This is a genomic window from Chrysosporum bergii ANA360D, assembly GCF_029891735.1.
In the GTDB taxonomy this organism is placed as follows: Bacteria; Cyanobacteriota; Cyanobacteriia; order Cyanobacteriales; family Nostocaceae; genus Umezakia; species Umezakia bergii.
Genome location: NZ_JANQDH010000072.1, coordinates 1 through 26,323, shown reverse-complemented (window position 1 = coordinate 26,323; position 26,323 = coordinate 1). Strand labels below are relative to the sequence as shown.

The 26,323-nt window shown below is 40.7% G+C and carries 26 protein-coding genes and 2 pseudogenes; 8 read left to right on the top strand and 20 right to left on the bottom strand.

The genetic code is table 11. The features are described 5' to 3' along the window. Together NWP17_RS10700 and NWP17_RS17600 are read right to left on the bottom strand one after the other, a co-directional pair. A complete protein-coding gene (locus NWP17_RS10700; protein ID WP_280654896.1) occupies window positions 1-1,674 on the bottom strand; it encodes a SpoIIE family protein phosphatase in 1,674 nt (557 codons plus the stop codon). Window positions 1,675-1,752: 78 nt separating this feature from the next. Further along, a pseudogene (locus NWP17_RS17600) lies at window positions 1,753-1,854 on the bottom strand (DNA-binding response regulator); the annotation flags it as partial. Window positions 1,855-2,156: 302 nt separating this feature from the next. Between NWP17_RS17600 and NWP17_RS10695 the strand changes: the two are divergent. Further along, window positions 2,157-2,915 (top strand): WecB/TagA/CpsF family glycosyltransferase, encoded by a 759-nt coding sequence (locus tag NWP17_RS10695; protein WP_280654895.1) that lies wholly within the window; start codon window positions 2,157-2,159, stop codon window positions 2,913-2,915. Between the two features lie 55 nt (window positions 2,916-2,970). On the opposite strand, the gene NWP17_RS10690 is transcribed toward NWP17_RS10695, so the two are convergent. Further along, window positions 2,971-3,741 carry an armadillo-type fold-containing protein gene (locus NWP17_RS10690; RefSeq protein WP_280654894.1) on the bottom strand — a complete coding sequence of 257 codons (771 nt, stop codon included), beginning with the start codon at window positions 3,739-3,741 and terminating at the stop codon, window positions 2,971-2,973. A gap of 30 nt (window positions 3,742-3,771) precedes the next feature. Next, window positions 3,772-4,320, bottom strand: coding sequence for a DUF4330 domain-containing protein (locus NWP17_RS10685; RefSeq protein WP_280654893.1), 549 nt, complete (start codon window positions 4,318-4,320; stop codon window positions 3,772-3,774). A gap of 173 nt (window positions 4,321-4,493) precedes the next feature. Between NWP17_RS10685 and NWP17_RS10680 the strand changes: the two genes are divergently transcribed. After that, the gene (locus NWP17_RS10680; RefSeq protein WP_280654892.1) at window positions 4,494-5,330 is read left to right on the top strand and encodes a M48 family metallopeptidase; all 837 of its coding nucleotides are present in this window, start codon (window positions 4,494-4,496) and stop codon (window positions 5,328-5,330) included. Between the two features lie 18 nt (window positions 5,331-5,348). Here NWP17_RS10680 and NWP17_RS10675 read toward each other — a convergent pair whose 3' ends face one another. Continuing rightward, window positions 5,349-6,107 carry a metallophosphoesterase family protein gene (locus tag NWP17_RS10675; RefSeq protein WP_280654891.1) on the bottom strand — a complete coding sequence of 253 codons (759 nt, stop codon included), beginning with the start codon at window positions 6,105-6,107 and terminating at the stop codon, window positions 5,349-5,351. A gap of 296 nt (window positions 6,108-6,403) precedes the next feature. Here NWP17_RS10675 and NWP17_RS10670 point away from each other — a divergent pair, with 296 nt between their 5' ends. After that, window positions 6,404-6,688: a DUF2470 domain-containing protein gene (locus tag NWP17_RS10670; protein WP_280654890.1), complete on the top strand. Its 285-nt coding sequence runs from the start codon at window positions 6,404-6,406 to the stop codon at window positions 6,686-6,688. Between the two features lie 230 nt (window positions 6,689-6,918). On the opposite strand, the gene NWP17_RS10665 is transcribed toward NWP17_RS10670, so the two are convergent. From NWP17_RS10665 to NWP17_RS10645, 5 genes are all read right to left on the bottom strand, one after another. Then, a complete protein-coding gene (locus NWP17_RS10665) occupies window positions 6,919-7,713 on the bottom strand; it encodes a Tab2/Atab2 family RNA-binding protein (protein ID WP_280654907.1) in 795 nt (264 codons plus the stop codon). Between the two features lie 22 nt (window positions 7,714-7,735). Next, a complete protein-coding gene (locus NWP17_RS10660) occupies window positions 7,736-8,494 on the bottom strand; it encodes a YebC/PmpR family DNA-binding transcriptional regulator (RefSeq protein ID WP_280654889.1) in 759 nt (252 codons plus the stop codon). 139 nt (window positions 8,495-8,633) lie between these two features. Then, on the bottom strand, window positions 8,634-9,869 hold the full coding sequence (locus NWP17_RS10655; protein WP_280654888.1) for an MFS transporter: 1,236 nt from the start codon (window positions 9,867-9,869) through the stop codon (window positions 8,634-8,636). A 44-nt stretch (window positions 9,870-9,913) separates the two neighbouring features. Then, window positions 9,914-10,927 carry a glycosyltransferase family 2 protein gene (locus NWP17_RS10650; RefSeq protein WP_280654887.1) on the bottom strand — a complete coding sequence of 338 codons (1,014 nt, stop codon included), beginning with the start codon at window positions 10,925-10,927 and terminating at the stop codon, window positions 9,914-9,916. Between the two features lie 14 nt (window positions 10,928-10,941). Continuing rightward, window positions 10,942-11,646 (bottom strand): C40 family peptidase, encoded by a 705-nt coding sequence (locus NWP17_RS10645; RefSeq protein WP_280654886.1) that lies wholly within the window; start codon window positions 11,644-11,646, stop codon window positions 10,942-10,944. A 6-nt stretch (window positions 11,647-11,652) separates the two neighbouring features. On the opposite strand from NWP17_RS10645, the gene NWP17_RS10640 reads away from it, so the two are divergent. After that, window positions 11,653-12,591: a serine hydrolase gene (locus NWP17_RS10640; RefSeq protein ID WP_280654885.1), complete on the top strand. Its 939-nt coding sequence runs from the start codon at window positions 11,653-11,655 to the stop codon at window positions 12,589-12,591. Between the two features lie 378 nt (window positions 12,592-12,969). Next, complete coding sequence (locus NWP17_RS10635; protein ID WP_280654884.1) at window positions 12,970-14,268, top strand: efflux RND transporter periplasmic adaptor subunit; 1,299 nt, start codon at window positions 12,970-12,972, stop codon at window positions 14,266-14,268. A gap of 59 nt (window positions 14,269-14,327) precedes the next feature. Here the strand turns inward: NWP17_RS10635 and devC are convergent, their stop codons facing one another. The 7 genes from devC to NWP17_RS10600 form a co-directional block, all read right to left on the bottom strand. Further along, window positions 14,328-15,485: an ABC transporter permease DevC gene (devC, locus tag NWP17_RS10630; protein ID WP_280654883.1), complete on the bottom strand. Its 1,158-nt coding sequence runs from the start codon at window positions 15,483-15,485 to the stop codon at window positions 14,328-14,330. Between the two features lie 26 nt (window positions 15,486-15,511). Further along, entirely contained in the window at window positions 15,512-16,717 is a 1,206-nt protein-coding gene (locus NWP17_RS10625) for an ABC exporter membrane fusion protein (protein ID WP_280654882.1), read from the bottom strand. Between the two features lie 34 nt (window positions 16,718-16,751). Further along, on the bottom strand, window positions 16,752-18,149 hold the full coding sequence (locus NWP17_RS10620) for an FAD-binding oxidoreductase (protein ID WP_280654881.1): 1,398 nt from the start codon (window positions 18,147-18,149) through the stop codon (window positions 16,752-16,754). A gap of 1 nt (window position 18,150) precedes the next feature. Further along, window positions 18,151-18,837, bottom strand: coding sequence for a helix-turn-helix domain-containing protein (locus tag NWP17_RS10615; RefSeq protein WP_280654880.1), 687 nt, complete (start codon window positions 18,835-18,837; stop codon window positions 18,151-18,153). Between the two features lie 61 nt (window positions 18,838-18,898). Next, window positions 18,899-19,906 (bottom strand): oxygen-dependent coproporphyrinogen oxidase, encoded by a 1,008-nt coding sequence (gene hemF / locus NWP17_RS10610; RefSeq protein ID WP_280654879.1) that lies wholly within the window; start codon window positions 19,904-19,906, stop codon window positions 18,899-18,901. A gap of 48 nt (window positions 19,907-19,954) precedes the next feature. Beyond that, entirely contained in the window at window positions 19,955-20,977 is a 1,023-nt protein-coding gene (locus tag NWP17_RS10605; RefSeq protein WP_280654878.1) for an aromatic ring-hydroxylating dioxygenase subunit alpha, read from the bottom strand. Window positions 20,978-21,037: 60 nt separating this feature from the next. Further along, complete coding sequence (locus NWP17_RS10600; RefSeq protein ID WP_280654877.1) at window positions 21,038-22,021, bottom strand: aromatic ring-hydroxylating dioxygenase subunit alpha; 984 nt, start codon at window positions 22,019-22,021, stop codon at window positions 21,038-21,040. Window positions 22,022-22,279: 258 nt separating this feature from the next. Between NWP17_RS10600 and NWP17_RS10595 the strand changes: the two genes are divergently transcribed. After that, window positions 22,280-22,483, top strand: coding sequence for a plasmid partition protein ParG (locus NWP17_RS10595; protein ID WP_280654876.1), 204 nt, complete (start codon window positions 22,280-22,282; stop codon window positions 22,481-22,483). A 93-nt stretch (window positions 22,484-22,576) separates the two neighbouring features. Here NWP17_RS10595 and NWP17_RS10590 read toward each other — a convergent pair whose 3' ends face one another. Next, the gene (locus NWP17_RS10590) at window positions 22,577-24,163 is read right to left on the bottom strand and encodes a peptide ligase PGM1-related protein (protein ID WP_280654875.1); all 1,587 of its coding nucleotides are present in this window, start codon (window positions 24,161-24,163) and stop codon (window positions 22,577-22,579) included. Between the two features lie 61 nt (window positions 24,164-24,224). Next, complete coding sequence (locus NWP17_RS10585; RefSeq protein WP_280654874.1) at window positions 24,225-24,371, bottom strand: hypothetical protein; 147 nt, start codon at window positions 24,369-24,371, stop codon at window positions 24,225-24,227. 50 nt (window positions 24,372-24,421) lie between these two features. On the opposite strand from NWP17_RS10585, the gene NWP17_RS10580 reads away from it, so the two are divergent. Then, a complete protein-coding gene (locus NWP17_RS10580) occupies window positions 24,422-25,360 on the top strand; it encodes a phosphoribulokinase (RefSeq protein ID WP_280654873.1) in 939 nt (312 codons plus the stop codon). A gap of 372 nt (window positions 25,361-25,732) precedes the next feature. On the opposite strand, the gene NWP17_RS10575 is transcribed toward NWP17_RS10580, so the two are convergent. After that, the gene (locus NWP17_RS10575) at window positions 25,733-25,867 is read right to left on the bottom strand and encodes a hypothetical protein (protein WP_280654872.1); all 135 of its coding nucleotides are present in this window, start codon (window positions 25,865-25,867) and stop codon (window positions 25,733-25,735) included. 18 nt (window positions 25,868-25,885) lie between these two features. Here NWP17_RS10575 and NWP17_RS10570 point away from each other — a divergent pair. After that, window positions 25,886-26,323: pseudogene (locus NWP17_RS10570) on the top strand (IS701 family transposase); the annotation flags it as partial.

Here is a 26,323-nt window from a genome sequence, read left to right as displayed (position 1 = left end):
CTACAGAACCTCCAACGATAGTATAGTTTGATCATCTTCTTGAACATGGTCATCTGTGTTAATGCGGGCTAGTAAATTATCAAGAGAAAGGGGTTGGGGTTCTCTTTGTAGGAGTTGCCAAAGTCCCTCTTGATTGAGCATTGAATGGCTGGTTAACTGTGGGCTATGATCTGTTTTTGCGTGGTTTAGTACTTCACTTGAGACCCTAGCTTCTGTAATACCATCACTGGTTAGGAGCAAAGTATCTCCAGGGGCTAGAATTAAGCGCCCTGACTGTGCTTGCCACTTGGTCAAGATACCCACAGGAACGCCGCGCACTTTGAGATAATTAGGGTTAACGGCTACATTTGTTTGATGTGACCACACCAAGGGATAGATGTGACCGGCGTTAGCATAGGCTAGTTCTTTGCTACTAGGAGTATACCGGGCTAAGGCAAGGGTAATAAAGCAATTATTGCGGATCAAGTCCTCACAAAGAGCGTTGTTGAGGTTATGTATGACTATGTTGGGTTGAGGCGGTGTTTCTTGAGCTAATTCCCGACGTAGTACGGAAATAGCACTGGCCATAAATAAAGCAGCTGGGACACCCTTACCGGAAACATCACCCACGGCCAACCATAAATCGCCTTTGGGATGAACAAACACTTCAAAAAAATCGCCCCCCACCTCACGAGCAGGGTAACAACAGGCCTGGACTCTTGCACCTTGGAAATCTGGTAGAGTTTGGCGGAGCAGATTGTGTTGAATTTGGCGAGCAACTTCCAATTCAGTTTGAATTTGTGCTTGCTTTTCCTGGAGGCGCTGATAAAGTTTGGCTTGAGAAAGAGCTAAAGCTGCTTGTTCTGCAACCTCGGCTATCAGTTGGATTTCTTCTTCTTGCCAAGGTTGCTTGTTTCCCCATTGATAGATAGCCAGGACCGCTAGTAAATCCTGTTGGTACGAAAGTGGTACAACCATTTGCTGGGAGTTATTGCCGTTATCTGTATCTTGAGTAATTTGATACTGGCCACTTTGTAACACTCTTTCAATTAACAGAGTGGGATTGTAAGTAAAATTAGCTAAATTAGACTTAGCTTCTTGATAACGAAATTCCTCTTCTGTTAAGCGATCGCCCTCCACGGGTTTGAGTAAACAACAAGTAGTTGCAAATTTTTCGCCTATGGTGGTGACAATTTTTTGCAACATACTCTCATAATCCAGGGATTCGCGAATTGCGGTTGTCACTGCGTTAAATAAAGACTCTCGCCGCAAGGCGCGCCTTAACTCCCGGGTTCGCTTCTTGACTAAGCGATATGTATCACCAGCTTGCTCAACTAATGCTTTAAGTTTTTCGGGATTCCACGGTTTGGTGATGTATTTGAACACTTGACCCGAGTTAATTGCATCTACCAAATCTTCAACATCCGTAAAACCAGTGAGTAAAATCCGCATTGTATCAGGAAACCGGTCTACAGTCAGACTGAGAAACTCAGTACCGTTCATTTCCGGCATTCTTTGGTCGGAAATAATCACGGCCATTTCCCCTTCTTGGTCGAGAATTTCTAGGGCTTTCCGGGCTTGATTAGCTTTGTATACTTGAAAATCTCTCCTAAATGTACGATAAAGTAAATCTAAGTTGTCCTGCTCATCGTCTAATACCATGAGCTTTAATTTGCCGGTGTCTGTTTCAGTCATGTTTGACTTGTAAGTTGGTTGGGAATGCTAACATAAGGATAGAATAGATAACGCAAGGCGCGTACTAAACCTTGCTTATGTTTCCAAAGTCATAACAGTAATATAGGGTATTTCGTCCATCAGTGTATTACTACAACCTTCAAGGATTAACTGTAGCACTTCTAACTCCCTTTCTGTAACACTGTGAGCCTCAATATTTCTTTTTTCTTCAGATTCTCAGAGACCCATAATATTTGTTAATATTTGTTAATATTTGTTAGTCTTCTTAGCCTCTATCGCCCGTAGCTTCCGAGTGTATGTATTTTATTGGGCTTTTTATTACAAAATCTCAGCAATTTTTGTATAAATAATAATGTTATTATTATAACTTTCTTGCTAAGTTGCCAGTAAATTATTAAATTTAATATGGCTAGATGAACAAATTTGATAAACTATCAGTCAAAAGAATCTGGTGTGAGTTTAATTTCTTTAAATATCAAGCTATGTTGAAACCGCCTCAAGTTTTTTCGGTACTGGGAATACCAGTTCATGTGATGAGTAACTATCCAGGGTGGTTGCTTGAATGTCAGGAACAGGGTAGAGGTATTCATGTAGTGACGCTGAATGCTGAAATGACCATGCAGGCACAACATAATCCAACTCTTGCTCAAGTAATTCAAAAAGCCGACCTAGTGATTCCAGATGGTGCGGGAATAGTTTTGTATTTACAATGGTTTTTTTGGCAAAAAGTGCAGCGTTGTCCGGGAATTGAATTAGCGGAGACCCTATTGCAAGAACTGGGACATCAGCACAAAGATACAAAACTTTTTTTCTATGGAGGCGCACCTGAAGTCATTACAAAAGCCGCTGAGTTTTGGCATCGACAAATTCCCAGCCTAAATATAGTAGGTACTCATTGTGGCTACCATACCCCCGAAGAAGAAGAAAAATTAAAACAAACCCTCGCTCAATTGCAGCCAGAAATAATTTTTGTGGGTTTGGGAGTACCGCGTCAAGAGTTATGGATTAGCGAAAACAGTCATTTATGCCCCCAAGCAATTTGGATTGGTGTTGGTGGTAGTTTTGATATTTGGTCAGGTATAAAAAATCGCGCTCCCTCTTGGCTAGGAAATAATAACTTGGAATGGCTGTATCGGCTTTATAAAGAACCCTGGCGTTGGCGACGGATGTTGGCTTTACCGGAATTTGCTGTTAAAGCTTGTCTGGAAAATTTCGTTAGGGGCAAAACCCAAGCACTTTAGGTCAATTGTAGTGCGGGTATCTTGCCCGCTAACAGTCTAACTCACCGGTGAATACCTATGATGAAGAAATGTGAAGCTTTAACTTGGTTTGTAGAGGAGTTAAAGTTTCAACCGTGGTAGATGGTAGCGATCGCCGGTGATCCAACTCTTGTAAACTATCTAACAGGGCATCTCTGATTACTTTTTCCTGTTCTTGAGTGAGTAATAGCCCTAAGCATTCAACCACTTGTTGCTGCATCTGAAAGTCAATTGGCTGACTCCTGATAATTTTAGTTAATTGTCGTACAGCAATCAAACGCTGGAGGGGGTCTGGTTCTGTTAAATCCACCAATAACTGATCCAGGTTATTTTGCTGTCGGTTTCCGTAAAAACCGATGATTTGCCACATTAATAAAATCAAAGTTAATAAAGTTCCTAAACCTTGAAGGATAGCCCCAGCAGCAATCCAAGAACTGTTAGACTCAGCCCAAATAGCAGCTGCTATGTATGTGGTAACTGTTGCTATACCTCCACTACCGACCGCTAAGACCAAACGACTATTAGGACTATTTAAGAACTTCCATACTTGGGATAAGTGTAATTGCCAATCCCATTTTTGCAGAGAGTAAACTAATAACATTACAGCAACGCCTACCACAAGTGCCAAAAGCAGTTTCCAGTTCCATAACAGCATGGCGACAATAATGGTTAAAAAGCCTAAAATGGCTCCCGGTCCGGATAAAGGCTTAAAAGTTCGTTGCTTTCGGCTATATGTCTTGAACTCTACCAGCCACCAGTGCCAAATCTGGTTGATCAGTTGTTGCCAAGAAAATGAAGCCTGTGACACAGTGTTTACCTACTTAATTAATTACAATGTTTACGGTTCCAAACCGCTATTGTCTTTGGTTCTGATATCAATCACACTGGAATTAAAGTTATAGTTATAACCCTCTAATTCAAATGTTGTACCAATTTTTACTTTACTATTACCTAAAACCGGACCGTCATTAGTGATTTGGGCTTTACCTTCTAAAGTTAAAAGCATATCTGTACTAAAATTGTTTGCCCTGGGATCTGGTAATTCTTTCACAGAACCATCGGGTTGGAAAACTGTTAAGGTTCTGGGTAGTACTTGAATGGATTTAATGCCGATTTGACCATAGGGTTGATTACGGATAATTACCTTAGTTTTACCGCCTTTTGTAAATCCTTCAGCAAATAAGCGCTCAGGATCACGTACGTTTAAACCCCGGACTATGAGGTCTACCTCAATGGGTACGGTTTTAGTCCCCACCTGGGCAACAGAACCTGTGGTCCCAGGAAAAACGAATATACCAATTATCACTAGGAGAATTACTAGTGCTGCACCTAAATCAAGCAAATTTATTTTGCCAAACAAGCGCCCTTTGGAATCTAAAATAGCCATACAAACTTTTCCTAGATAGAACCAGAATATATGTTTCGGTTACAAACTTGGTATTTATGGTTATGCCACAGTTTATCACGACTTGGCAAATAGCAGGGCAACCCACCGAGAAGTCCTGCAACCTAGAAAACTTTAAGCCCGTCATCTAAATTTAACCCATTAACCTGATGACTATGAACAACAATAATACTCGGCGGCGACGTTGGTTTTATCCAATTATTTCTGTGGTGGTTGCTGTAACTGTGTGCCTGAGTACACCTATGCTGGGACAGGCTTTAGACATCCGCTCTCTTCTGTTCCGGGGAATACAGGTAATTCAGATATCTAATATGTCTGATGGCCAAGAAATTGACCTTGGTAGGCAAATGAATCAGCAGCTGCAAAATAGTGATCTTCGATTTAGCCGTAATTCTCGAATTAATCGCTATATAGAACAAATTGGTCGGCGCTTGGTAGCTCATAGCGATCGCCCATTACTTCCCTTTACTTTCCAGGTGGTGGAAAATAATACTATCAATGCCTTTGCTACCTTGGGAGGTTTTGTATATGTCCACACTGGTTTGATTAAAGCAGCAGATAATGAAGCAGAACTAGCCAGTGTGATTGCCCATGAAATTGGTCACGTTGGCGGTAAACATTTAGTCAAACAGATGCGGCAAAGAGCGATCGCTGATGGTATTGCTGACATTGTGGGTTTGGATCGTAATACGGCTGTAGAAATCGGGTTAGAACTAGCACTCAACCGTCCCCGCAGTCGTCAAGATGAATTTGATGCTGATGCTAGAGGATTAAAAGCCTTGACCAAAGCAGGTTATGCCCAGTCGGCTATGGTTTCTTTTATGCAAAAGCTGATGACCAGTAGGGGTTCAGTACCGACATTTTTGAGTACTCACCCCGGTACAGGCGATCGCCTTAAAGCCCTGCAAACTGCCATTAATACTCAACCCAGCAGTCAGCGTGACGGATTGGATCATGCTGCTTATCGAATTGCGATTAGTAGCATAATTTAGCCGCAAGTCAATAGCTATTTATGCTCGTTGCTTATGGCGGCGAGCCGCTATTTTAGCGACATCAACCATCACCACCCCTTCAGCTAAGGTTAGAGTGCGGAAACAATTGTTAAATATATTCACTTGATAAATTAAGTTATTGGTAATATCTAATCCAGTCAACCAGCCACTGCGGGGATGATAAGCACCAGTCTCTATATTTAGCCATCCCTGTCCTTGTGCCAGCTGACCAGGGGGAACCCCAGGGAAAGTAAAGGTAATAGTATGACCGATAATAATCAGCTTATCAGTAAAGTATGGTTGTGGGCTGCTGTGAAATTCGTCACGTATCCAGCAGAACTGCTCCGCAGTTTGTGCGGCTAAAGGTAGGTTAGGGTCAACCCCAGCATGAGTCAACCAAACATCTCCCAAATCCAGATAGGTGGGTAAACTTTGCAGCCAATCTATATGTTCTTGGGGAATATGAGCATTTTTGTAACTGGCTATGGTGGCTTGTCCCCCAGCATAAAGCCAGGTTCGCATTGCTTGTTCAGAAGTGTTAGCACCCGTCAAAATATCTAATAACATCTGCTCATGATTTCCCAGCAGACAAGTGTAATTATTATTTTTGACAAAATCAATCACATCTGAGCTTTGAGGACCACGATCAATTAAGTCCCCCAGAAAATAAACTTGGTCTTCTGATGTGGGGGCGATGGCCTCCATCAATTTCATCAAACCTTTGTAGTGTCCATGTACATCTCCAATGATAATTTGACGTTCGCTAGTTTCCCTCATCGGCTTTTCGCTGCAATCGCTCGGTTGAATAATTTGGCTACAATCTAGGTGGTTTCCTTTCCGCAAATACTCACGGAAAACACTTTATAAATTATACTTCTATCATAATTGTGATATAATGTGTAAAACTAAACTAAATCAAATCAAATCAAATCAAATCAAATTAACCAGCGATCGCCAGACGTAGCCAACCAAAGTGATGGCAGATGTGGTGAGCTTGTGTGGAGAGCTTGTAAATTGTACTCAATTTAGATTAAAATCTACCTTGTACCCATATTAACAAATCCAAGTACACCATGTCTGATCAATTCTCTGCTGAAGTTAGCACACGCATTTGCAAACACATGAATGAGGATCATGCTAATGCTGTAGTTCTTTACGCCCAGGCTTTTGGGGGTATTACAGATGCCACCAAAGCAGAAATGCTGTCTATTGATTCTCAGGGTATGAATTTGACAGCACAGGTAAACGAGCAAATTATACCAGTGCGGATTGAATTTGATCATATTTTAGTAGATTCAGAAGACGCTCATCAAACTTTGATTGCTATGGTGAAGCAAGGGCGTTTGAAGGCGAAGTAAGAATTATAATCAGAATTTATAGGGAATTTGGCCTAAGTGAGGTACATTTTTAGGGGGACTGTATTAAGCAGCGAGCAGGATGCTCGCGCCACAAGGATTTTATCATTTATACTTGTCAATGTGTAATCAAAATTATCAGAGAAATGTTGAAGACTTACGTAAGTTAGCTTCTATGTTTTCGCCTTCAGCGTTATCAACCTAAAAGAGTTAAAGTCAGCAGTTTAGTTGTCTCATCCTCGTAACAACCAAAAGCCGCTATAAGTCATCCCAGAATCGTCGGGTTGAACTAACAAAAAGTGTAACCCTGTGCTTTGTTGTTGGCGCTGTTGATAAACCCTGGCTGCTGTAACAACATCAGCATCTGTAAATGTTGCTACAATCCACCTATCTACTAATCCAGCTTCCAATACTAAACCATGGTTAGCACCGCTTATGTAATTTAATGCCACTGGATGTACTGATTCTAACCACCTAGCTAAAATCATTGATTGTCTACCACCATAGATAACCACACCGGGAACCAGCGCTGTGGATGGTAAACCCAAATTGATGGGTTGTAAACATTCTGGCACAGAGAAAACCGGGATGGGTAGGTCTGCAAACACTTCCACTAGTTCCCCTGCTGGAAGTGTAGCAAAGCGCCACTGTTCTCCCCAGAGGTTTTCTGGTAGTGGTGTTGGGGGTGGTTTATCCAGGGCTAGGGGATATTGTTTTTCTGCTAACCACTGTTTTAACGCCTGTGTGTTGCGGGTAGGTTCCACCACCATATTTAAATTTAATTTGCTGGCTGCTGCTTGAATTAAACTCAAGCATTGGGGACGAAATACCTGAATTACATCTGGTAACTTGTCCCCAGCTGCTAACTGAATTTGAGTCGCAAGCCAATCAGAATTAGCTGTTGACTGGGGACAAGTGGCTACATACTCAAAACTACGACTAGAGTCACAAATCAACAATTCCCATAAAACTTGCCCTGATTTTTCTTCTACTGGACTACGATAAAAGTCAACTTGCCAAATTTTCATAGCCATCTGCGGTTTGTTGTTCTCAACCCATAATCACATCTACAATGCTGTCGGCAATTTCAAAATTAGCAGTTACATTCTGTACATCATCTAACTTTTCTAGGGTATCAATTAACTTCAGCAGCGATCGCCCCTGGTCAGCATCAGTAATTTCTATATAATTACCGGGAATCCAGCGCAATTCCACATCCTTAACTTGAAAACCTTGCTCTTTGAGACTTTGAATGAGAACTTCTAAATTTGACACCTCAGTAAACACCTCAGCCCGGTCATTGTCGATCATCTCGTAAAATTCAGCCCCCCCTTCTAAAGATGCTTCTAAAAGTTGGTCTTCACTCTTGACCCCTTCAACCACACACACCCCTTTTTGGTCAAACATCCAGCTAACGCAACCCGTTTCACCTAGATTACCACTACTTTTACTAAAAGCACCACGCAAATCGGCTGCGGTGCGATTACGATTATCTGTCAGGGCTTCAATTAAAATCGCCACTCCACCCGGTCCATAACCTTCGTAGCGAATAGCCTCAAAACTAGCAGAATCCCCTGCTAGAGTTCCAGCACCTTTAGCGATCGCCCGTTCAATATTATCATTGGGTATATCCGCAGCTTTAGCTTTATCAATAGCTGTGCGTAGCTGAAAATTACTGTTTGGGTCTGGTATACCACTTCTAGCAGCAACAATAATCGCCCTAGATAACTGGGCGAAGGTCTTGCCCTTTTTAGCATCTACTACCGCCTTCTGGCGCTTAATATTTGCCCATTTACTGTGTCCTGCCATAACTTCAAATCATCAACACTTTCCTAAAACTTTAGGATATACATAGGTTTTGCCAGATGCAAACTATAGCCTTGTTGATTTTCTCACGCAGAGACGCAACAGGAGCAGAAGAGGAGGTTTAGGGAGTTTTTTGAATTGATTAAGGCATATTATCTAAAGCATAACTATCTTCGGCACGCCCTAAAGCAAAGCGGAGGGAACGACTAAAATTATGGCTGGACTGGGTGAGGAAAACGATCATGGCTAGAAAAGTTAACGCTGCACTATAACCAAACATATGGCGGTAGCCTACCTGTTCAGCAATAGTACCAAGAACAGGCCCAGCAATGGCAATGCCAATATCAAACCCCACCAAAGAGACACCAAAAATACGTCCTCGTTCATGAGGAAAAGCGCGGTCAGTCATCATTGCAGCCATCATGGGAATTACCGTCCCGGAAGCCGCACCTTCCGCCAATGCTGATAACAAGAGAACAGGGGCGCTGTTAGCTTGCCATATACCTACCATAGCCAAGGTAAAAGCCATTAAACTGATGGTAATAAACAAACCCCTACCATAACGGTCAGAAGCCCGCCCAACAAACAACCTGACACTAAAACTGGCCATCGCTGCTGCGGTGTAAAATAATCCTGGGTTCAAATCTATATTGATTGATTTTATAAACAATGGTACAAAGGTGTGTAATGTGCCTATCACCATACCAATCAATAACATAACTATTGCCGGCACACGTACACGGGGAGACAGCAATAATCGCCAAAACAGATGCTCCTCAGTGCTATTCTCCAAGTGTTGATCAACAGATGGATTAACAATAGGTACAACACATAAAATTCCTGCCAAACCCAAAGCCCCAGATAATAAAAATAATGGGGTATAACCAACTGCTGCTTGTAAATATCCCCCCAAAGCCGGACCAATAGCCACACCAATGGGATTTACTAAACTCATGTAACCAATAATTTCACCGCGATTTTGGCTAGGGGCTAAATCCCCCACCAAGGCGACGTAAGCAGTACCAAAAGCCGCCAAGCTGATACCGTGAAAAGCACGCAACACTATTAATGGCACCATTGATTTTACTACCACATAACCTAAAGGTGCAATGGCAGCCGCGGACATTCCTATCAGCAAGACAATTTTCCGCCCCCGACGATCTGCTAAATTACTACACCAGGGACGGAATAGTAACATTCCAACGGCAAAACTGCCCATGACAACGCCAACTTGTTGACTGGTTGCCCCAATATCTTGGATATATAGGGGTAAGGTGGGTAATAAAGAAGCAAGGCTAGACCAGAACAATAAACCTGCTGTGAATAAAATCAGCAGATTACGCTTGAGTTCAGAGTCCAATGTGTGAAGAACTTTCAAAATAAGTTACAGTTGATTTAAGAGGTGTTTCTCATATTGTTACTTTACTTAACATTTTTTGCCACAATTTCTCGTACTCGATAAATGGGACGACCTTGAGATTCATGGTAAGTACGCATTAATAATTCAGCTAACAGACCAAAGCAAAACAGTTGCACTCCGGTAACTAGTAGCAAAACCGCCAAAATCAGCAACGGGCGATTACCAATTGACTCACCTAAACCCAGTTTGAGAACAGTTAAATAAGTTCCTAGCAGCATTCCCGTCACTATTGAACCTAAACCCAGCAGCCCAAAAACGTGCATAGGACGAGTGAGAAACCTTTTCATAAAGTAAATAGTTAACAAATCCATCAACACCCGAAAAGTCCGCCAAATGCCATACTTACTCCGACCAAAACGCCGGGGATGGTGACCCACAGTTATTTCAGTAATTCGCGCACCTTCAATGTATGCCAAAGCTGGTAAAAATCGGTGGAGTTCTCCGTATAAGTTCATATCTGCTACAAGTTCTGACCGATAGGCCTTGAGGGAACAGCCGTAATCATGTAACTTAACTTCTGTCACTCTACCAATCAGCCAATTGGCAATTTTAGAAGGAATTAACCGGGAAAATACTGCATCTTGCCTTTGATGTCGCCAACCACTTACCAAATCATAACCCTCTGCCAACTTAGCCAATAACAAAGGGATATCCGCCGGGTCATTTTGCAGGTCAGCATCCAAAGTGACAATGACTTTGCCCGTAGCATATTTAAACCCAGCAGCCATGGCCGCGGTTTGTCCGTAATTCCGGCGTAATAGTACCGCTTTTAAGTCAGTACGAATTTGTGCTTGTTCTTTCAGCAGTTGAGTTGAACCATCTGTAGAACCATCATCCACACAAATGATTTCATAACTCAAATTACTTCCAGCCACGCTACAAGCAATGGACTCCAGCAAAAGTGGTAGACTTTCCACTTCATCCCGCACGGGAACCACCACGGAAACATCAGGGATAATGATTGAAATTGCCCCATTGTCCTGATTTAATTGTTGGGAAATTAACCCACTGCTCATTTTGTTTAACTTCCTCAGCTGATCTGTGGCTTATAACTCTTAACTACCTTACCAGCACCTCGCAGCTGCTGATAATATGACTTACTAACTTGATCTCCCTGTTCCGAGAGAATATCAATGCCAATTCCATTGCGTCCCTGGTCTTTCCCGGAACTGTGAATGTAATAACCATCACCTAAATATAACCCCACATGGGTAGCTTTAACGGGAGTACCAAAAAAAACTAAATCCCCCGGTTGTAAGTTAGTCAAATCAACTGGCTGTGTAAAAGCCTCCTGTTGATAAGCATCTCTAGGTAACCAAACACCGACGGAAACAAAAGCCGCCTGCATTAACCCGGAACAGTCATAATTTGGCCCCACTGTACCACCCCATAAATAATAATTTGACTGTTCCATGGCTTTTTGGGTAAAAGCGATAACATTGGGTAATAATTTTGTAATCTCAGATTGAGAAAATGATTTAGCCTGATAAAGTACAGTGGCAGGTTGTAATATACCCAAGTCGGTACAACACACCCACCCTGGATAGTCATCCTCACATAAACATACTTGTACTGCTGATATCTGATGATTTGATGTTACTCGTAAGTGTCGCCCAGAAGCTGCTTGAGTGGTCAGGCGGGTACATTCGGGAGAATCATATAAATTCAGGTCAGCGCAACACTGGTATTCTGAAGATGTCAAATTAGGGATTAGGGATTCTGGTAAAATGGTCATTCTGCAATGATTTTCTTTAGAAAAGACGAACAACTCGAAAATCTTGGTAATGGTATTTTAGAGGCAACTTGGTCAACATTTCCTACTTTAGCTCGTAACCAAGTGGCTCTAACTTGGATTGTTTACGATCCTCCAGTACCTGTAAATACTGGCGGTGCTTTAACTCCTGACGCTTTTTGGAACCATTCAGTACGTGGTTTTACTTATCGCGGCGTTGAGCGAATTTATCCCGCTAGTGTAGTCAAACTGTTTTATTTAGTAGCCGTGAACGAATGGCTAGAAAAAGGCATGACCCCACCATCCGGAGAGTTAGAACAGGGGTTGAGAGATATGATTGTTGATTCTAGCAATGATGCTACTAGCTTAATGGTAGATATCCTCAGTGGCACTACTTCCGGCCCTGAATTACCCGTGGGTCCTTTTGAAACTTGGAAATATCAGCGTAATATTGTTAACCGTTATTACCAGTCTCTAGGCTGGGAAGAAATGGAAACTATTAACATCTGTCAAAAAACCTGGGGTGATGGACCCTATGGCAGAGAACGGGCATTTTATGGGGAAATGCTAGAGAACCGCAATATGGTAACTACTAATGCGGTGGCTAGGTTACTTCATAGTATTGTGGGAGGGGTGGCAGTGTCTAGCGAGCGATCGCAAGCAATGATGAATTTGCTCAAACGTAGTCTCAACCCCCATGATTTACCCACTGATGTGGAAGAAGATCAAGTCACAGGTTTTTTAGGTGGTGGACTGACTCAAGAAGCTCAAACTTGGTCAAAAGCCGGTTGGACAACTCAAGTTCGTCATGACGCAGCGTATATTGAGTTACCAGAACAACCTCCTTACATTTTAGTAGTATTTACTGAAGGTAAAGCCAACGCTAAAAACCGGGATATTTTACCTTTTGTTTCTCAACTCTTTGCCAAGGCCATTAGTAGTCTGTGAGTAATTGGTAATTCGTAATTAATCATACAGTTTTGTGTTTTTTTGTTGTTTTTTCATCAGGAATTACAGTCAATTTGATTTGTGTGGGGTACAATAGAGTAGATCCCACACAAAATTTTTAATTATTAAAAATTTTGGCTTCATTTACCTGGATGGTCAACCTTTTCCATCCCCCCTAAATCCTCCTTAAAAAGCTTTGCTAAAAATACCAGGTTCCCTATTAACAAAATTTTCTCATTCACCCTGAGATAGATTTAAGCTTAATTAATTCACAGTATATTGAGATTTAAACACATGATTATTTACTTTGATGACAAAATAACCAATTGTGATTGAGTTTTAGTTAGTTAGTTAGTTAGTTAGTTAGTTAATTCTACTATGACATCCCCAGAGCCACAAACTGATTTGGCAGAAAATCTTTCACCAACTGCATACAAACAACGTCCATGGCTGCGGTTAACTTTAGCTATAATACTAATTATAAGTGGTGGAACGGCTATGGTTTGGCGTGTGTTTATTTCTAGACACCCACCAGCACTGACTAATATTGATAATCCAGGGGTAAGAGTCAAGGTAGCACCAGTGAAAGTTGGTACAGTTGAGGAAAGTTCAGACTTTGTTGCCAGCCTGGAGTCTCAACGTTCTGTACAGATGCAGTCAAAAATTCCCGGACAGGTTACCCAAATATTTCTCCAACCCGGAGATGCGGTCACAGCAGGAACAGCAATTATTGAAGTAGACTCTAGACAAGTAATAATTGATCAAGTTAACAAAACTTATCAAGCTGCTTTGTCACAACGGGAAAATGCCAGGGACAAACTCCAATCTCTGGATGCAGCACGCCAATCTCAAGTCGCTGATTTGCAATTGCAGCAACAGGAGTATAAAAGGTATGCTAATCTCGCGGACCAGGGAGCGGTATCTCGCCGCACTAGGGATCAATCTGCCAGCAGACTGGCTACAGCCCACGCTTATTTGACAGCAATTAATGCCCAGATTGAAGGAGAACAAACCACCATCTCACGGGCTGAAAAAGCCTTGCAAAAAGCTGAGGAAAATATCAAAAACCAACAGCTTGGGCCTGATAATTATCGAATTAAAGCGCCTTTTAGTGGTATAATTGCTGATATTTCAGTAAAGGTAGGTGATTTAGTCAATACTTCCACTCCTTTAGTCACTGTTTCTCAGAACCAACCTTTAGAAGTCAATATTTCCGTTCCACCGTCGCAAACTACCCAATTACGTAAGGGAATGTCTGTGGAGGTTTTAAATCCACAAGGAGAAGTTGTCAGCACTAGTAAAATATCTTTGATTACTCCTGATCCTGATAGTGAAGGCGAAGAAATGTTGGTTAAAGCACTTTTTAATAATTCTGCCGCTGAGTTACGTCCTGGGCAATTGGTACGGGCTAGAGTGATTTGGAACCAACGTACAGGCCTGTTAATTCCCACCAAAGCAGTGTCTCATCAAATTGGGGAAACTTTTGTTTATGTCATCCAAACCCAAAAATCACCACAGGGAGAAACTGAATTTATAGCTAGGCAAAGACGAGTAAGGTTAGGTAATATCAAAGGCGATAATTACCAAGTTTTGGCAGGATTAAAGCCAGAAGATCAAGTCATTACTTCAGGATTGTTAAATCTCAAAGACGGTGTGGCGATCGTTCCTGAATCTTGATCAGCAGTAGGCATATTATTTTGGATTAATCAATTTTGGATTTTGGATTTTTACATTTTTTAAAAAATATCGGCCGGGTCTGCTGAGTTTAATTTATTCATGGCGATCTCTCCGGAAATTAAACACATGATAATTGTTAAGATCAAGACTAGAATTATCCGGTTAATGGTCATCAATAATGGTAACTTTGTGACGTTTCGGGTGAAAGCATACATAAAAAAAGAAATAGAAACACCAGGGATAAAACCGCATATAGCTAATATTAATGCCTCTTGAAATACAACTAATAATAAGTAGCTATTACTATAACCTATGGCCTTGAGAGTGGCATATTCAGGTAAGTGATCCATAACATCACTGTAAATAATTTGATAAACAATAATTACACCTACTAAAAAACCAATGGCTACACCCAAGGAAAATATAAAACCAATTGCTCCATTTTCTTGCCAATATTGCTTTTCAAACTCAATAAATTGTTCACGGGTGAAAACTTGCACATCATCACCGAGATAAGACCGCAATGCTTTAACTACTACATCAGCATCACTACCCGGTTTAAGGTTAATTAAGCCTAAATTAACTTGTCCTGGTTGCTGTGCTGAAAAAATCCGCAAGTAATTCTGGTCACTGGTAATCACACTACCATTAGCCACAAAAGAAGCACCAACCTCATACAAACCTTGAATTTGAACTTTACGCCCTTGTAATTCTGTAGTCACAGGTTTACCAGCAGATATTTTAGCGATCGCTTGTTGATATTTACCGCTAGAGTTGCGGTCAAATAACACAGTGTGGGGGTATTTAATTTGATCTAATCTTTGATTAACTGCTGGTAAATTAAAAGCTGGTTTTTCTGGATTAAAGCCAATCACTAAAATTGACTCATCTAATTTAGTTTGGGGATTTTTCCAAACCCCCAAGCGGACATATAAAGGATTAACCGAGTCAACTGCTGATAAATTGGCAGCTTGAAACAAACGACGACGGGGAAAACTACCCAATAGCCCCAAGTTTTGCCCCTGGCGACTAATTAACACTAAATCTGCTTGTAAAAGCTGATGAAATCTGGTATTACTATCATATAAAGCCGACTGAAAACCTAACTGCATTAACATCAAAAAATCAGCAAAAGTAATTCCAAAAAGAGCCACAATAAACCGCCCTTTCTGCTGTATTAACTGCCGCCAAGCCAGAGGTATTTTACGTTTAAACATGGGGTGGTAACTTTAGATTTTAGATTTTAGATGTTAGATGGATTGTTCGCTATTTCCACATTTACCTGAAGATTAGTTAAATTAGCTACTCGCTGACTAGATAGGGTATCTAAACGAATTTTAGCTTCAATAACTCTGGCATCTGTGGCGACTGTGGGGTCACTGTCTAACACATCTTTTTTTGCCACTTTTAAGCCAATAGTATCGACTATTCCCATTAATTCACCAGGAAAAGCATTACTAGGACTGGTAATGGTTGCAGTTTGACCAAGGCGAACTTTGCCAATGTCACTTTCATAAATTTCAGCGATCGCGTACATTTGATCAGTTTGACCAAGTTCCACAATTCCCTCCTCACCGATGGTTTCACCGGGACGAGCGAGAATGCGGAGAATTTGACCTGCTTGTGGTGCGCGAATGTATGCTGAATTTAGTTCCACCTGCATTTTTTCTACAGTGGCCATAGCACTATCTACTTCTGCTTGGGCTATGGCCACATCTGTGGGACGCACTTGTGCTGTTTGCTCTAAAGTGGCTTGGGCTTCTTGAATTTGGGCGCTGAGGGTGCGTTGAATTGTGGATAAACGAGCTTGAGCAGCATTTAACTCTTGTTGGGCAGTTTTTAAAGTTAATCTGCGGTTATCCAGGTCTGAAACAGCGATCGCACCTTGTTTATAAAGATTTTCATAACGGCGAAATTCTATCTCCGCATTTTGTAATTCAGCTTTCAGGCGAGATATTTTAGCTTGCTGGGTTTGGATTTCACCTTCTAACTGTGCTTGGAGATTTTTAACAGTTGCTTTTTTAGCTAATATTTCACCTTGTTTTGCTCCCGCTTGTACCTGCGCCAACCGTGACTTAGCTACTCGGACTTGTTGCTGTGCTTCCTTAAGATTAGCTCGCCAGCGATAGCGATTATCCAAAATAGCAATTACTTCTCCCGCCCGGACTTGTTTACCTTCCTTAACCAACAACTCAGCCACCCGACCACCACCATTAGGATCACTAGGAGCAGAAATTTTGATCACTTCACCAGCTGGCTGCAATCTTCCCAAAGCATTAACTTTTGTAATCAACGGCTGACTAACTGGCGTGGGGGCTGGTGTTGAATTAGTCACATATATTACACCTGTACCCATGGCCATCACTGAGGTAATACCCAGTGCAGCTAACCAACGTAAATTAGCAGGAAATAAAGAACTATTCTTTATGTTCCCAGAATTGCGCCACATTAATTTAATTTCCTATGTATCTTCAAATTTTCTCCTACTCCTCACTAACCACCAGGGTGTTCTCCTCCCACCGAAAGAAACCAGGATTAAGAATCCCCACAGGATCATACTTTCTTTTAATGTGATTGACTCTTGGCCAGTAACTACCAAATTGCTGTCGCCATCTTGGCAGATCAAAATCTGTCCAAGTAGCCATATATCTTTTACCACCCATTTGCAAACCCAAATCAGTTAGTAAATTTAACTGCTTTAGCACAGATTGCACCTGAGCTTTAGGAATACTAGGATACATTCCCAACCCCATAATTAACTCATCATCAGGTAAAGGAAACATGGGCATTTTATGATGGCGAGAATTAAGACAAAAAGAACCTATAGGTATAGTGCGGAAGTCCACAAAAGAAGGTAAGCGCTGGAGAGCAATATTAATAAATTCCTCCGCCTTCGACCATGGTAAAAGTACATCTATCCAAGTATTAGCAGTATTGACAGAATAAGGAACTTGCCCCAATGGCTGAATAAACTGCTCAAAACTCAAGTCTTCTGTATGAATATGACGATAAAACTTCAAATCACCAAGCAACTCTCCATCATTTATCTCATAAACAGAATCAACTTCTAGAGTAATTTGCATTCTATAAAACCACTGAATTAATGGTTTAATCTGATCATTACTTCTACTTATTCCTTGTAAGCAAGGCGAAAACAAACATACTAACCCATCTATCCTGGCTTGGGAAACCAACCCACACGCATCATGCAAAAGATGATCTAAATTATCATAACAAAGAAAATAACTGCGAGTATAAGGACGATATGTTCTCAAAGTATTTTTCACCTTAGTAATAATGCCAAACTGACCATAACCACAAAGAACATGATAGAAAAGTTCGCTGTTTTCATCTGCTGTACACCAAACAATATCCCCAGTACCTGTAACAACTTCTAAACCCAAACAATTGTCCGCCTGAGAACCATAACGAAAAGAACTCAAACCTAAACCAGCAGCAGAGAGAGTTCCCCCTAAAGTAACTTCAAAGTTATTAGTCAGTACCGGGGGAATTACACCATGAGGTATAGCAGTATCAACTACTTGATTCCAACTCACACCAGGATCAGCTAAAAACCAAAGTTTATCAGGGCAAAATTCATGAATTTGATTGAGACTCCTCATATCTAATAAAATTCCCCCTTCATTTAAACATTGACCACTTAAAGAATGTCCCCCAGACCGGGAAGAAATTGTTAAACCCTGCTGACCAGCATATTTAATTGCTTGGACAACATCACCAGCATTTTGAGGACGAATCACCACTTGGGGATATTTATGAATAATATTCCCAAAATCTTGAGAAACTGCTGCTAAATCAGATTCTTGGTTACTAACTTCTCCGCCAATAATCTTTTTTAAATCTGTAATAATGCTGTTCATATTAATTAAACCAACGCATTTTTAGCATTCTGTAGCCAATTTTTACCAAACTAGGAATTAACCCTATCCACAACCTAACAGCAGATATAAACCGAGAAACACTACTTTCATTATCTGTGTTATGTACTGCTAAATTATTCTTACTTCTTTCATACTTAAATATACAAACACAGTCCCCCTCTGCTTGTTTACTCAAAATTGCCGCCTTAATACCCGGAAAAGCTCTTCTAGTAGCTTCCTGTTCCATCTCACAAAAAACACGACAGGGATGAGCAAAACCATATTCTTTAGCAATAGCTAAAAATGGACAAACCCTTTGAATTTCTAAAGCAGCGTCTGTGTCATTTTGAGAAATATCTACCACCTCCATAACAAAGCCCATTAATCCCAATAAAGGAGCAGCTTGGGTAAAACCTTCCGCCAAACTGTTGTTTTCAATAAAAGTACCCATCAGCGCTTTTTGTTGTTCAGGATATTTGTCCATCATCTGCTCAAAAGCCGCTGCTTCTCCTTTTTCAGCTACCAGATTTTTGTATTTTTCTAATCTTTTTTTAAACAAATTCAGGGCTTTAGATTCATCAAGTTTGATGATATGTTCCATGCGTAGCTCCCCGGTAAATAGTTCCTTATCCATCTTGACTAAATACCCCAAAGGTAAATTATCCAAACCAGAATATATTTGTTGCAAGCTTCAAGACAGCACAAAGCAATATCTATTTCTAACTCTGTCCCAAATAATTGATGTTCTTTCATGACGATAGCCAATCACGAGGATTTTTCAGGACTTCCTTTAACATTGCTTCTTCACTACCAGGAACAGGTTGATCATCATATTCCCATCTAGCAGCAGGGGGCATACAATTAAATACACTTTCCTGCTTTACCATACCACTAGCTAAACCAAAACGAATCCCGCGATCGCATGACAAAATAAACTCAACATAGCGCCCACGGATGAGATGTTGCCAATACTTATTGGCTGGTGTAAAGTGCATATCTTTACGCCTTTCCACAATGGGCATATAAGCAGGAATAAAAGCATCAGCACAACCAGTTACAAACCCCAGTAACTTCTCAGGATGATCATTATTTAAATTGTCGAAAAAAATTCCCCCTATACCCCGATTTTCTCCCCGATGTGGTATGTGGAAATATTCATCACACAACTTTTTAAACCGGGGATAATAAGAAGAATCATACTGATCACAAACTTGTTTATGCACCTGATGAAAATGAACTGCATCTTCCTCAAAAAGATATGCTGGTGTTAAATCAGCACCACCCCCCAGCCACCAATAAACTGGTTGATTACCATGACAAATCTCAAAATAGCGGTAGTTAACATGAGCAGTGGGAGCCATAGGGTTATAGGGATGGATAACAAAGCTAGAACCTGTAGCAAAATAGCGGTTAGGTTGGTTAGTAGTGATTTTATCCGCCATCTCTGTAGACAAAGCACCTGATTTGTGAAAAGACATTCCCGGAGGTAGCTCACCTTCTATGGCTACATAATTAACTCCCACCTTTTCCCAAACATTACCATTGTGCAAAACACGGTCTATATATATGGCATCTTCGCTACTTTCACCAACAGTCCACAGTCCCTGATGATTACGATTCCAGCAATGTTCAGAAAACTTTTTACCATCTAACACCTCCAGTACTTGGCAAGTATGATCAAACATCTGTCTGAAAAACTTGTCTATTACTCCCCGCATGGTTGGTTGTTTCCCTGATTTTTCCAGCATTTCCTTCATAGTTATCTCCCAAAGATTTGATTTTATGTACTTATTTACCAAAAGATTTCAAACCCTTAATTTTGATTCTTGAATAGAAGGAGAAAAACCAGTTTGATGTTTTTGCAAAAACTGACGAAAGGTAATATCTAAAGCATCAGCCGCCACATGAATTTCTTCTGATATTTTCGGCATTGACTGAGAACTTAAACTGGAAACAACTACAGTATCTTCTTGGGCTAATTGATGATCAATCTTTCTAAAAAATCCATCTAACCAAGGTATAGGTAAAATATTACGATATAAAACCCGCTTGACACGAGTTTTATTTTCATCAATAGGTAAATGGGCAACTAAAATACCAAACTTGATATCAAATTTACCTCCCCTACCCACACTAATTTCCGCCAGGGTAACATTAGGCAGATATAAAGTTAATTTTGTTGTCAGTTCTGGTCGTCCACCTAGCAAAAAATTTAAGAAACTTTTGGAGTTATTTAAAGATTCATAATTCACCTGAGCAACTGCACCCCAATCATATTTATCAACTTGATATTTAATAGTTTTATCAATGGGGATTCTCTGACCAAAAGATTTTTTATGGACTGCTATCACATGAGTAAAATCTAGATTAGCTTCCATAAGACGGGCATAGTTAGCATGATCTATGCCATCGTCATACACAGGACGCATACTATAAACCATGTATTCAGGAAAAATAGGCAATGGGGGGCGCTGTGCTTCTGGCAATTCTCCATAAAATAGCCAAATAAAACCATATTTTTCTTGTACTGGGTAGTGGTTAACGCGAGCTTTTTTTGGTATGGGCGTACCCGGTGCATTAGAAGGAATTTCAATACATTGTCCATCTGCTTGAAACTTCCATCCATGATAAGGACAGCGAAGACAGTCTTTTTCAATCCAACCCAGAGAAAAAGCAGCGCCACGATGGGGACATTGATCATCTAAAGCCACAACTTGTCCTTGAGAGTTGCGATACATCACAAATCTTTGATTGAACATTAAAACTTGCTTGGGCTGCTTAGTAATTGCCCAGCTAAATTCACAAGCATACCAAAAGTTTTTTAACATATTTGTCTCCCATAACTGAGAATCAAATTTAGTCGCTAATTTAGATTAACTACCCCATATCTAAATATTTTTATATTTTTGTCGCATTTGCCGATAAGCCAAAGTTAAAGCATCAGCAGCCACATGAACTTCAGATGATAAATTATCAGGGATGACCAAAGGAGTTTGGGACTCAGTTACTAGTTTATCTTCTAAACCAACTCGATGATGAAAGTTAATAAATAATCTGTCAGCCCAGGAGTAGGTAAAGAAATTTCGCAGTTGAACCCGTTTACTAACGGTTCTATTGTCATCAATGGGAATGTGAATAGCATAATTGATGATTTTTCCCCGACCAAAGTCACTTTCAAATTTAGTTATGTTTGGTAAATAAAAAGCAATTGTGGCATTTAACTGGGTTTTTTGGGGACGAAAGAAGGCTTGAAAAATTCCATTTTTAGGCTTGGTATAATTCCTGTAGATTATTTTGGTACTTATGCCCCAATCTTCATGTTTAATTACATAATCCTCCACATGGGGGTCCTGTGCAAATCCCGCCCCAAAGGAATTACTATGAACTGCATAAAGATGGGCCGGGTCAAGAGCATTTTCTATCACCCTGGTGTAGTGGGTTTGCATCTCGTATTGTACATAAATAGCGTGCATTTTGGGGTCTTGATATTCCGGGAACGGAGGAATGGGCGGACGTTCTTCATCTGGTAAATCTCCATAAAATAGCCAAATAAAACCATATCTCTCTTGTACTGGATAACTGCTGACCTTAGCTCTTTTAGGAATGGGTGTAGTTACATCATTAGCAGGAATTTCTAAACATTTTCCATCCGCTTGAAATTTCCAGCCATGATAGGGACAACGGATACAGTCATCTTCTAGCCAGCCCATAGACAATGCAGCCCCACGATGACAACACTGGTCTTTTAATGCCACAATTTGCCCTTGAGAATGGCGATAAAGAACAAATCTCTGATTTAACATCACAATTTGTTTGGGCTGGTTAGTGACCGCTGAACTAAATTCACAAGCGTACCAGAAGTTTTTTAGCATCCTGATTTCCTAAATCTCTAGTTGATTAGGGTATTTTTGAACTTGTTTGCTGAATTTGGTGGTTTACCCCATGCTCACACTTTCTGGCTTCCGTTACCTTTGTTCTGTGTCATGCTTGGGATAGACTTATTTCTCTTTCCAAGGGTATAGGTGATACTATACCAATGCACTGGTGCATTAGTCAACTAATATATAATTTTGCCTGATAGTCCATTACACCAATAAACTAGTGAATAAGTTTATGAGTTGGAGTATAGTGTGGCACAAGGAGAAGCGTCCATTCGGGTTTACCTGTCCCCTGAAGTCAAAGACAGGTTTAAAGCAGTTTGCTTTTTTAAAGGACTGAATATGTCTGATGTTTCAGCCGAACTCATTGAAGAGTGGTTGGCTAAAAATGACATAGAATTGCCAAATTACCCGAACATATCACCTCCGACCGCAGGTAAAAAGAAGCTGTCCTAAGTTGACAGTTTAATAGACAAGCCGGTACAGTCAAGTTGACCCAAAGTTATGCAGGAACTAGGGAACAGTCCACAGGGAACAACTTATGTAAAATTAATTAATCCAAAATCTAAAATCCAGAATTGAAACTGGATTTTCGCTTTTGCTTTCCTCGTCCAAAACTTGGATGACTTGGTTGTAAATGTCTTCCGCTTGTTGTGGGGAGTCGCCAATACTGGTTAATCCCAACTTGCCAAACTCGGAAAGACAACCCATGAGATGAAAAACTGTACCTGTTTCTGTACCGCTATCAAAGTGCAAACGGTGATCGGCGATAATATCCATTAAATCGTTGGGTAATAGTCCTCTATAACCGTATTTTTGCAGGTTGTCGGTGGCTATATAGTATTTTGGTCGCCCTTGCTGACTGTAAAACAAGCCGGTGGAAAAGTCGTAGCTTCCGTTGGTTAATAATTTCAGTGTCATGAAAGGATGAGTAGTACCACCTTTACGCAAGTTAATTTCAATTGCTTGAATATCCCACTCACCATTCCCTTGCTCCACTGTGATAAAATCCACGCCGAATCTTTCTAATGCGCCTTTTTCTGAGAGTTTTTTACCCACCTGTAAACCCCATTCCTGCAATTTCAGCCGATAGCTGGAGTCAGCAGGAAATCTACAACCAAGATAAATCTGTCCGTCTGGTCCGCCGAGAATTTGGTCATGGGTTGAGAGAATTTCTACTTCGCCAGAAGGTGTAATGCGTCCTTGCACACTGGGCGATCGCTTTATTTCTCCCTCTACAAATGCTTCTACAATCGCCCCTAATTCGGAAATACGTACCGAAAAATTAGCCCAGTTCTCGTTGCTGGATTGAAAGCGCATGGTGGTCAGGCGATCGCTAATTGCGGCTAATGTTTGGCTGTGAGACACTTTTCCTGGTGCTACATCCATAATGGGGCGTAAATCTAGTAAAGCATTACCTTCGCCAGAAATTCCTTCATTTAGTTTAACTACCATTCTTTGTAAGCCTGGTTGGCGTTTCCATAAATCACAAGCTGCTGCTGCTAAATCTTGCTGATTCCACACCTTTTGACTACCATCTGGTAAGGTTACTTTGCTTTCTGCGAAAATTTGCCGACTACCACTTTTTGTCCCCCAGATTTGTAAATGTGGGGCGGCTGCATATAGTGGCACATTTAATTGTAGAGATAATTCCGCCTCCAAAAATGTGGAGTTGTAGCAGGTCATAAATGATTTTTCCAGCCTTAATGCTTGGCGAATCCGCTTTAATAGCCGGGGACGTTCTAAAATTTTGGCAGTTAGCGGTTTCAGGGAAGCATCATAAGCAGAAAGTAGTAACAAGCGATGACGAGCATGGGAAAATGGGATTCCCGGTAATAGTTGTAAATAATAATCAATAATACTAGGATGCAGAGGCATAGAAGTAACATAAATTAACCTAGTGCGGGGATTCCGCAACCGCATTAAAGAAAATAGCAATCTTTCTTCATAATGCTCATGACCTTCTACTTTATGTAGTTCGTGCTGGTCAATGCTCAGAGAGGGAATAATTAAAATATCCGCCTCGCTGTTGTCAAATAAATCAATAGTTGGCCAGCGATGGCATAAAGTTGACTGAAGATGGCGAAACTTATCAATTTTATCTAGTTCTTTATCTAATTCGGAAATATTCACCATAGCCCCTGCTCTCTTCTCATCCCTGACAGTGCTTTACTTTTCTGATATATACCAAATTTAGTCAGATACAGCTAATATGTAATACTTCTTTGACTACTGGGATGAAAAATTTTTGCTGTAGTCGGGATATGTTTAATTGTGTAGAGATGTTGCGTAACTGGTTGTACTTGACTAAGTTGGTCAATTTCCGTCTAAAATAAATGGGCATAATCTCAGAAGCTTATTACTGTACTTGTTGCTCGTATCCGGAGGGAAATGATGGGTCGTCCGATAATTTTGGGAATCGTCGGTGATAGCGCCGCAGGCAAAACAACGCTGACTAAAGGAATTGCTCAGGTACTAGGACCGGACAACGTCACCCTTATTTGTACGGATGATTATCACCGTTACGACCGTCAACAACGGGCAGAAATTGGTATCACAGCCCTTCATCCTGACTGTAACCACCTGGATATTATGCAGCAGCATTTGTCGCTGCTACGCACTGGACAACCCATTCTCAAACCGGTTTACAGCCACAAAACAGGTACATTCGAGCCGCCACAGTACGTAAAGCCCAATAAATTCGTTATTATTGAAGGTTTACTTGGATATTCTACCCGGATAGCTCGTGAAGCCTACGACGTAAAAGTTTATTTAGCACCGCCGGAATCACTACGCGCTCAATGGAAGGTGAAACGGGACACCCAAAAACGCGGCTACACACCAGAACAAGTTTTAGCAGAGTTAGAAAAACGTGAGCTAGACTCGGAAAATTTCATCCGTCCCCAACGACAATGGTCTGATATTGTGGTTAGCTTTTACCCAGCAAGTGATGATCCCGATGGGAGTAATGGACATTTAAATGTCCGCTTAGTACTGCGACCAACAATACCACATCCTGATTTTACTTCAATTCTCAACTTAACCGATGCTAATTCTGATTCAGCCATCCGTCTGGGACTAGACCGGGATATGAGTAAACCTGTGGATGTCCTAGAAGTTGATGGTCATGCGACTTTGGAACAGGTGAGTAAATTAGAGCATATATTATGTGCGGATATGCCTTACTTGCTGAATGTGTGCGATCGCGACATTAACCCAGAACTAGGCAAAATTGCTGGAACCACCGGGGAAACTCTGCAAAGTTACCCTTTAGCGCTGACTCAGTTAATTATTACTTACCATATGCTCAAAGCCACCCAAATGTACCAATAACTAAGATGCGGACAAATAATTTGGCAATCCAAAAAAACGAGCGCGGAGGGATTTGAACCCCCGACCCACAGATTCCGGAATAGGTGCTTAAGCTTGTTTTATCAATGGTTTTAATGTATTTGACATAAACCCTAGTAAGGCTATCGGGTTAGATTTGGGTTAACCCATAACTCTGGAGGGTAGGCTATTCTCATCAATTCTCAATAACTAAAGTTTAAAACCCTTGCTGTAGAGGGCTTGTAAGGTTTGACCCCCTCTAAATTCCTCTAACTGTTATGTGGCAAGGGTTCTAGCCTCTAATATTATTATGCCATATTTATGTCAGCTTGTTATAGTACTTATGTACGTATTAAACAAAATTACTGTAAGTATTCAGGACTTACGCAACTGGCACAGGCGATCGCTATAATATAGTATTATTGTACTATAGTAAATAACATAACTGGCACAATCAGTCTCGGTGCGGCGGAATCGTCGCGCCGAGACTAAACTCCAGTAAAAAGCCAATTTTACAATTATTAAAATTATTCTGAAAAAATTGAAATAGTCAGGAGACAATATAGTGGTAACGAACATGGTGTACTCAAAGGAATTGGTGTGGTCAGTTGTGTATATGTGAATCCTAAACTTGAAAGATTTTGGGTAGTAGATTACCGCATTTTTAATCCTGATGCAGACGGTAAAACCAAGATAGACCATGTTAAAGATATGCTGCAAAACCTTGTGTATCATAAGCTTTTACCATTTGATACCGTTTTGATGGATACATGGTATGCGGTACACAATCTGATGCTTTATATTGATAGTCTAGATAAAATTTATTATTGTCCTTTAAAGGATAATCGTTTAGTTGATGATACTTTTGGCAAAGAAAAATATAAACGTATTGAATTATTACAATGGAGTGAAGAAGAATTAGAATGTGGTAAAATAATAAAGATTAAAGGGTTTCCCGCTAATAAA

Excerpts from the sequence above, each read along its gene's own strand:
- hemF (WP_280654879.1), bottom strand. The coding sequence starts at position 19,906 with ATGAAGGAAATGCTGGAAAAATCAGGGAAACAACCAACCATGCGGGGA.
- NWP17_RS10700 (WP_280654896.1), bottom strand. The coding sequence starts at position 1,674 with ATGACTGAAACAGACACCGGCAAATTAAAGCTCATGGTATTAGACGAT.
- NWP17_RS10670 (WP_280654890.1), top strand. The coding sequence starts at position 6,404 with ATGTCTGATCAATTCTCTGCTGAAGTTAGCACACGCATTTGCAAACAC.
- NWP17_RS10600 (WP_280654877.1), bottom strand. The coding sequence starts at position 22,021 with ATGCTAAAAAACTTCTGGTACGCTTGTGAATTTAGTTCAGCGGTCACT.
- NWP17_RS10585 (WP_280654874.1), bottom strand. The coding sequence starts at position 24,371 with ATGCCCATTTATTTTAGACGGAAATTGACCAACTTAGTCAAGTACAAC.
- NWP17_RS10620 (WP_280654881.1), bottom strand. The coding sequence starts at position 18,149 with ATGAACAGCATTATTACAGATTTAAAAAAGATTATTGGCGGAGAAGTT.
- NWP17_RS10675 (WP_280654891.1), bottom strand. The coding sequence starts at position 6,107 with ATGAGGGAAACTAGCGAACGTCAAATTATCATTGGAGATGTACATGGA.
- NWP17_RS10645 (WP_280654886.1), bottom strand. The coding sequence starts at position 11,646 with ATGACCATTTTACCAGAATCCCTAATCCCTAATTTGACATCTTCAGAA.
- NWP17_RS10625 (WP_280654882.1), bottom strand. The coding sequence starts at position 16,717 with ATGTGGCGCAATTCTGGGAACATAAAGAATAGTTCTTTATTTCCTGCT.
- NWP17_RS10665 (WP_280654907.1), bottom strand. The coding sequence starts at position 7,713 with ATGAAAATTTGGCAAGTTGACTTTTATCGTAGTCCAGTAGAAGAAAAA.
- NWP17_RS10695 (WP_280654895.1), top strand. The coding sequence starts at position 2,157 with ATGTTGAAACCGCCTCAAGTTTTTTCGGTACTGGGAATACCAGTTCAT.
- NWP17_RS10640 (WP_280654885.1), top strand. The coding sequence starts at position 11,653 with ATGATTTTCTTTAGAAAAGACGAACAACTCGAAAATCTTGGTAATGGT.
- NWP17_RS10685 (WP_280654893.1), bottom strand. The coding sequence starts at position 4,320 with ATGGCTATTTTAGATTCCAAAGGGCGCTTGTTTGGCAAAATAAATTTG.
- devC (WP_280654883.1), bottom strand. The coding sequence starts at position 15,485 with ATGTTTAAACGTAAAATACCTCTGGCTTGGCGGCAGTTAATACAGCAG.
- NWP17_RS10680 (WP_280654892.1), top strand. The coding sequence starts at position 4,494 with ATGAACAACAATAATACTCGGCGGCGACGTTGGTTTTATCCAATTATT.
- NWP17_RS10580 (WP_280654873.1), top strand. The coding sequence starts at position 24,422 with ATGGGTCGTCCGATAATTTTGGGAATCGTCGGTGATAGCGCCGCAGGC.
- NWP17_RS10635 (WP_280654884.1), top strand. The coding sequence starts at position 12,970 with ATGACATCCCCAGAGCCACAAACTGATTTGGCAGAAAATCTTTCACCA.
- NWP17_RS10650 (WP_280654887.1), bottom strand. The coding sequence starts at position 10,927 with ATGAGCAGTGGGTTAATTTCCCAACAATTAAATCAGGACAATGGGGCA.
- NWP17_RS10660 (WP_280654889.1), bottom strand. The coding sequence starts at position 8,494 with ATGGCAGGACACAGTAAATGGGCAAATATTAAGCGCCAGAAGGCGGTA.
- NWP17_RS10605 (WP_280654878.1), bottom strand. The coding sequence starts at position 20,977 with ATGTTAAAAAACTTTTGGTATGCTTGTGAATTTAGCTGGGCAATTACT.
- NWP17_RS10590 (WP_280654875.1), bottom strand. The coding sequence starts at position 24,163 with ATGGTGAATATTTCCGAATTAGATAAAGAACTAGATAAAATTGATAAG.